Origin of the sequence: Pseudoalteromonas sp. Ps84H-4 (assembly GCF_024124645.1) — a bacterium.
Taxonomy (GTDB): domain Bacteria; phylum Pseudomonadota; class Gammaproteobacteria; order Enterobacterales; family Alteromonadaceae; genus Pseudoalteromonas; species Pseudoalteromonas lipolytica_C.
The window spans coordinates 44,798-51,075 of sequence record NZ_JAMXSK010000027.1 but is presented as its reverse complement, the minus strand read 5'-3'; the positions used below and the strand labels follow the sequence as shown (position 1 = coordinate 51,075).

The window sequence follows — 6,278 nt, the reverse complement described above, 5'->3', positions numbered from 1 at the left end:
CACGCGAGTTGGTTGAACATGGTCGAGATAGAAATTGGTAATATGAATAAGCAATGTTTAGATAGACGTATAGCAAGTATGGAAGAACTAAAGACAGAACTCGCGGCCTGGGAATGGAGCAGGAATAGAGAAAGAACAAGTATAAACTGGCTATTTAATGTTGAATCAGCTCGTGAAAAACTTGAGAGGGCTTATGGTGCCCTCAACTAGTCAGAACTTGTGTGATGAAGTACTAGGTTCTAGGACGTGATGTAAATTCTGCTACCTCGCACCTCGGATCACTCTTTAACCAAGTCTTGGATCAGCTATTTACTAGCTTTATAAAAATACAGATCACGCATTTACCAGCCTAAAAATTTTAGATCAGGATTTAACTAGCTCCGCCTTATAAGCCTTAATTTAGGGGTTGTTGCCTTATTACTGCCTCTAGAATCGCTAAAATTGGCTCATATAAACGGCAATATACTGCTGTTTTGTAAACTCTAGCGATTTATAAACCGAATTTTTATCAACTCACGTCATTGATAAACCGATTTTTTACCAACTCAATATCCTCATAAACCAAAATTTTACTAACTGAAGCTAGGTTTTTAGCGGCACAAACCGATTTTTTACTAACTCAAGTTACTGATTTTGTCTATAAACCGATTTTTTACCAACTGCTTTTGGATTAATGTCCGATATTTAAAAAAGGTATGTAAGGAGTTACTCACATTTTGACTGTAAAGGGGGTTTACAGTCAAAAGGAAGCTGTCAGCTTTCAGCCGTCAGCTATCAGATTGAAATTCAAAAGTTAGAAAGGGGAAAGTTAGAAAGGGGAAAGTTAGAAAGGGGAAAGTTAGCAAGGGGAAAGTTAGCAAGTAGCAGCGGGTTTACCCCGCGTTATGGTTTTATTAAATGACGCGGCATAAAGCCGCTGCTACAGGTAAGTGTGAAACTATTTTATGTTTTGGGTATGGTGCGGCATAAAGCCGCGCCTAAACTATTGCTCGCAACTCGCAACTCGCAACTCGCAACTCGCAACTCGCAACTCGCCACTACTTACTATGTTTATCAAACCACCATTGAATATAGGCGACTTTGGTCATCAGGTTTGATGGGCGAGCGGTTATACCATGTGAGGCATTAGGAATACGCACCATCGCTGTATCAACACCTTGTAGCTTTAACGCTTGGTAAAATTGCTCGGTTTCAGAAATCGGCGTGCGATAGTCTGATTCGCCGGTTAACAGCATAGTGGGTGTTTTTACATTGCCCACATAACTAATAGGTGAGCGCTTCATATAATGCTCAATATTGTCCCATGGTTTACCTGGGAACCAATAGTCAGCAAAGAAAGGGTAGAAATCAGCAGTTAGTACAAAGCTGATCCAATTGATGACAGGTTTAGCAACAACAGCTGCTGCAAAGCGGTCTGTATGACCCACAATCCATGCAGTTAAAACACCGCCACCTGAACCGCCGGTAACAAACAACTTACTCTCATCAATAAAGCCCTTATTGATGACAGCATCAACACCTGTCATTAAGTCATCAAAGTCATTACTTGGGTAGTTATGATGAATTGTTTGCGCGAATTCTTTACCGTACGAGTCACTGCCGCGCGGGTTCATATACAGCACAACATTCCCTTTGGCTGCGTATAATTGTACTTCAGGGCTAAAGTGAGGGCCGTAGTTTGCAACAGGACCGCCGTGGATTTCTAAAACAAGTGGGTACTTTTTGTTTTTATCAAAGCCCGGCGGGTAAGCAATCCAACCTTGAATAGCCAAGCCGTCGTGGCTTGATTTAACCCAAATCTCTTCAACTTTGGCAAGCTCTTTGTCGCCAAGTGCATCCTCGTTTAATTGCGTTAAACGAGCCGTTTTACCACGCTTAATTAATGCGACATCAGCTGGGCGCTGGGTATCAGCGAGTGTGAATGCAACTTCACCATCTTCACTGACATCAAAGTCACCACCTGAATACGGGCGACCAAAGGCGACACTGCCAATTTTATCGGTAATTACTTTATGTTTACCACTACGCGGCTGGTAAGCTAGGTGTGTTTTACCTTCGCTATCGTAGCTAAAATAAAGGCCGCTACCACTATCATCCCATTTTATATCTTCGACACTACGGTCTAAATCAGCTGTGAGTACCGAGGTTTTTCCTGATTTCAAATCTAGTAAATAAATGTCGTTGTTTTCATAGTTAGTTTTTTTGTCATCATAGCCTGTATAAGCAAGGTAACGACCATTAGGTGACACTTTCGGGCGTGAATCAGGTCCAACACGGTCAGTGATTTGTGTGATCGATAAATCACTTAAACTTAGTTTATAAACTTCTGAATTTGTTGGTTTCAGTTCATTATCTGTATGGCGATTAGCAGAAAAATAAAATGCATCACCTTTTTCGTTAAAGCTAATAGCTCCGCCGTGGTCAAAATCACCAGAGCTCAATTGACGTGCATTGCCGCCCGTTGCACTGATGATAAAAAAGTGACGATAACCTTTTTCTGAGTAGCCACCGCCATCAGCACGATAATAGGTATCGTCAATATATTTAGCTGGCTCTGCCCACTTAGCGCCTTCAGGCTTACCCGGTAAAGACACAGGGCTTGCTGATTTTGCTGGCACAAATTGGCTAAACACCAATTGTTTGCCATCTGGCGTCCAAGTTAACCCGCCGGGGCTTTGCGTTAGGTTACTAATTTTTGCTACGTTACCGGTTTTTAACCATTTCACATAGATTTGGCTACTGCCATCACGGGTAGAAATAAACGCTAAACGCGTTTCGTCTGGTGACAGCACCGGTGAGTAATCCATATGCACGCCAGACGTTAGCGGCAGCATGGTTTTACCATCTGGGTTTACTGACCAAATATTACTGACTTTACGGTCGCTTTTGATATCCATGCGATTACGCACGAAGTAAATTGTATCGCCATTTTTTGTCATTTCTATTTGGTTGGCGTATTCAAGATCAAAAACATTTTCAAGTTGAAAGGTATTGCTAGCTCCTGCATGGCTGTAAAAGCTAGCTGCTGCAAGCAGTGCTAAAGACGTTTTAAACTTCATTTTATTTCCTTGTTAGTGAGCAGAAATTAGGGCGTGTTAACCTGTTATAAAGTAACAACCATCAGAAATATAGTCCATTGCGATGAATGGAGAAATCAATAGACAGATGGTCATTTCCCTTTTATGTTGAGTACAGACACTTTTAAACGTAAGGAGCACACAATGATAGGTTACACCATGTTAGGTACTAACAACCTAGCTAAAGCAGTAAAGTATTACGATGAATTGTTCGCCACTCTAAACGCCGAGCGCTTTTTAGAAACTGACCGCTTTGTCGCATGGAGTACAGGTCAAGATAAGCCCGGTTTTGCGGTTACCAAACCTTATAACGATGAAAAAGCCACTGTAGGTAACGGCACCATGATTGCTCTGGCAGTCGAAACCCCAGCTCACGTAGACGCCTTTTATAAAAAAGCCATAGAATTAGGTGGCACAGACGAAGGCGCCCCCGGCCCACGCGAAATGCCCGGCTTTTATGCGGGGTACTTCAGAGACCTAGACGGTAACAAACTTAATGTGTTTTGTTTTACGCATGGGTAAGGGGAGTGAGCTGTCAGCTTTCAGATTGAAAGTTAATAGGGGCTAGGCTCTAGGAAACAGGGCCTAGCCTATTTAACTGAGGTTTTAGATAATAAAGAATAAGTTTCACCAGCTTAGAACATTATGGTTCATTTATACTGGTTTTCAGGTAATTATGAGTAGAACTGTTATACCTTGTAAAGTATGCATGGTCAAAATTGACAAGCTCCGGTGTTTTATACACATGTTAGTGATAGCAATTCATTTAAAGTAAATGTACAGAAATATGAAAAAATTAGTGTATCTCATTGTCTCTTGCTTAGTTTGGCATCCCGTATACGCAGAAGAACCAGACGATATTTTTGGCGCTTTGAGTGGATTATACTGGTGTTTGAAGAAAGAAATTCCAACAAGCTTCGAGCAAATTGATTCTGCGTTTGGATTTGAATTACCAGCTAGTGCAACTAAAGTCAGTTTTGATGATTGGTATAAAAATGTAAGTTTAACCGTTGAAAACGAGGAGCTTTTAGTGACTCGGAAGTTAGATAAAACATCAAAAAAATCGACTGTTAATTGTGAATCTGTTTCAAGCACTAACTAGAACAATAGATCTCATGGTAAGCAAAGCGAACTTTTTAGAAAACGCGCTAAAGCACGACCTACAACTCGCAAAAAGTCGCGCGAAATAAATTTCACGCCTACAAAAACTGATGGCTGACGGCTGAAAGCTGATGGCTAGATCCCCTACCAACTTCCGCTTATTTTCATTACACTGCTCCAATATAAAATAATGATAAAAATTGAGAATGATCATGACGTCGAAATTGCTTAAACCTCTTTGCTGTGTATTTGCACTAAGCCTTGTAGGCTGTGGTGGAGGTGAGGTGTTTACTTCCCCTGCTAGTAGTGAATTTGCCCATGGCAATGAGCTACTAAGTGCCACGGCGCTAACCGAGGATGCAAGTCACGCGTTAGTGGCAAGCCAATCTGAGGTGTGCGTTTGGGATAATCAGTTAAAAGCGCGTCTATATGATTGTATAACAGGGCAGGGCGCTGAACATGTTGAGCTGGCAGGCTTTAGCGCTAACAAATCTCTTTTTTTCATTTCAAATCGGTTATCGGTGACTTTATACGATACTCGCACAGGGCGTAGTATTGGCACTTGGCTCACCGGACAAGAAATCGCTAGAGACATCGCTATTTCAGCCGTAGGCGATACGTTGGTTATTGCTTATCGTAGCGGCAAGGCTGAGGTAATAAATACCCGTACAGGTGATACTAAGCGTTTTGATATTCATCGTTTAGATATTAATAGCGTGGCGTTATCGGCCGATGGTCAGTGGGCGTTTACCGGCTCAAGCGACAAGTACGTTAAGCTTTGGTCAACGAGCGATGGCAGCACTCGCTTTGAAGAGCGTTTAGCGACTAGAGTGAATCACGTTACGTTAAATAAAACAGCGAGCTTGGGCTTTGCAATTGACTCGGTTGATGATCGTGTATTTTTTGATTTAGCCAATAAAAAAGAGCTATCTGAAGTGTCTTCATACTCTAACTTTATTGAATTCACTGCATCGCAATTTATTAATCAAGATAAATGGCTATTAACGGGCTCACCAAAAATGAAGATGCGTTTATATCGCGTTGCAGATGGTGAACTCATTGCTGAATACGAAGCTAAACAACAGCGCCAACGTACGTCAGTACTAAGTGTGGCTTACGATGGTAAGCAGCTATATTCAGAAACCAGTGACGGCCTATTGCAAGCTTGGCCTTATAAACCAAATAAAAGCTAAAACAAAAACGCCTACTTTATGTAGGCGTTTGTTTTAAATTACGATTAAATTAGTAATCAAACTTATGCTTGGTAAACAAGCTTTGTACTTGTTGCCAAACTGCGCCAGGTTTGCCATCGCCAACTAACTTACCATTAACTTTTACGACTGGGCCAACTTCTTTAGTGGCGCTGGTGATCCATACTTCGTCGGCATCAAGTAACTCATCTTTACTAACAATGCGCTCTTGCACTTTAAAGTCACTGTGGCTGTGTAGAATGTTGATTATTAACCAGCGGGTTATTCCCGGTAAAATTTGGTTATCAAGAGGTGGAGTACTGATCACGCCATCTTTTACGATAAACACATTACTTGAACTTGCTTCGGTAATTTCTTCTAAGCGATTAAATAGAATGGTTTCTTTGTTACCCGCTGCTGCACCGTGTTGGTAATGGATCACGTTGCCAAGCAGTGCCGTTGATTTAATATGGCAACGTTGCCAGCGACGGTCTTGCTCAAGCGATACGGTGTAAGTTGTTGCGCTATCTATGTCGCTTTTTGGCTCTGCCGGAATTTCAAAAGCAAACGCAAATACGGTTGGGGTAATATTCGTTGGGTAGCCGTGGGCACGTTTAGTGTCAGCGCCGCGACTAACGTGTAAATAAATCCCTAGGTTATCACCTTGGTTTTTCTCGCATAAATCATTACAGATTTTACGCCACGTATCGGCAGTGTAATCGAGCTTAATTTCAAGCTCATTTAAACCGTTATTCATACGTTCAATATGTGCACCAAAACCAAGCATTTTGCCGTGGTATGATGGGATCACTTCATAAATACCATCGCCAAATAAGAAACCGCGATCCATTGGTGAAATCTTTGCTTCATCAGCGCCAAGGTACTCACCGTTTAGGTATACCGTGCCCAT

5 protein-coding genes and 1 pseudogene are annotated in these 6,278 nt (G+C 41.8%); 4 read left to right on the top strand and 2 right to left on the bottom strand.

Features of this window, described 5'->3' with window-relative positions; translation table 11 throughout:
* Positions 1–210: pseudogene (locus tag NH454_RS19180) on the top strand (IS630 family transposase); the annotation flags it as partial.
* An 827-nt stretch (positions 211–1,037) separates the two neighbouring features.
* Here NH454_RS19180 and NH454_RS19175 read toward each other — a convergent pair.
* On the bottom strand, positions 1,038–3,059 hold the full coding sequence (locus tag NH454_RS19175; RefSeq protein WP_253039982.1) for a S9 family peptidase: 2,022 nt from the start codon (positions 3,057–3,059) through the stop codon (positions 1,038–1,040).
* Between the two features lie 162 nt (positions 3,060–3,221).
* Here NH454_RS19175 and NH454_RS19170 point away from each other — a divergent pair, with 162 nt between their 5' ends.
* The 3 genes from NH454_RS19170 to NH454_RS19160 all read left to right on the top strand — a co-directional run bounded on the left by NH454_RS19170 (position 3,222) and on the right by NH454_RS19160 (position 5,371).
* Entirely contained in the window at positions 3,222–3,599 is a 378-nt protein-coding gene (locus tag NH454_RS19170) for a VOC family protein (RefSeq protein WP_253039980.1), read from the top strand.
* A 265-nt stretch (positions 3,600–3,864) separates the two neighbouring features.
* Positions 3,865–4,179 (top strand): hypothetical protein, encoded by a 315-nt coding sequence (locus NH454_RS19165; protein WP_253039978.1) that lies wholly within the window; start codon positions 3,865–3,867, stop codon positions 4,177–4,179.
* A 211-nt stretch (positions 4,180–4,390) separates the two neighbouring features.
* Positions 4,391–5,371: a WD40 repeat domain-containing protein gene (locus NH454_RS19160; RefSeq protein WP_253039976.1), complete on the top strand. Its 981-nt coding sequence runs from the start codon at positions 4,391–4,393 to the stop codon at positions 5,369–5,371.
* A 49-nt stretch (positions 5,372–5,420) separates the two neighbouring features.
* Here the strand turns inward: NH454_RS19160 and NH454_RS19155 are convergent, their stop codons facing one another.
* Positions 5,421–6,278: an aminotransferase class IV gene (locus tag NH454_RS19155; RefSeq protein WP_138558415.1), complete on the bottom strand. Its 858-nt coding sequence runs from the start codon at positions 6,276–6,278 to the stop codon at positions 5,421–5,423.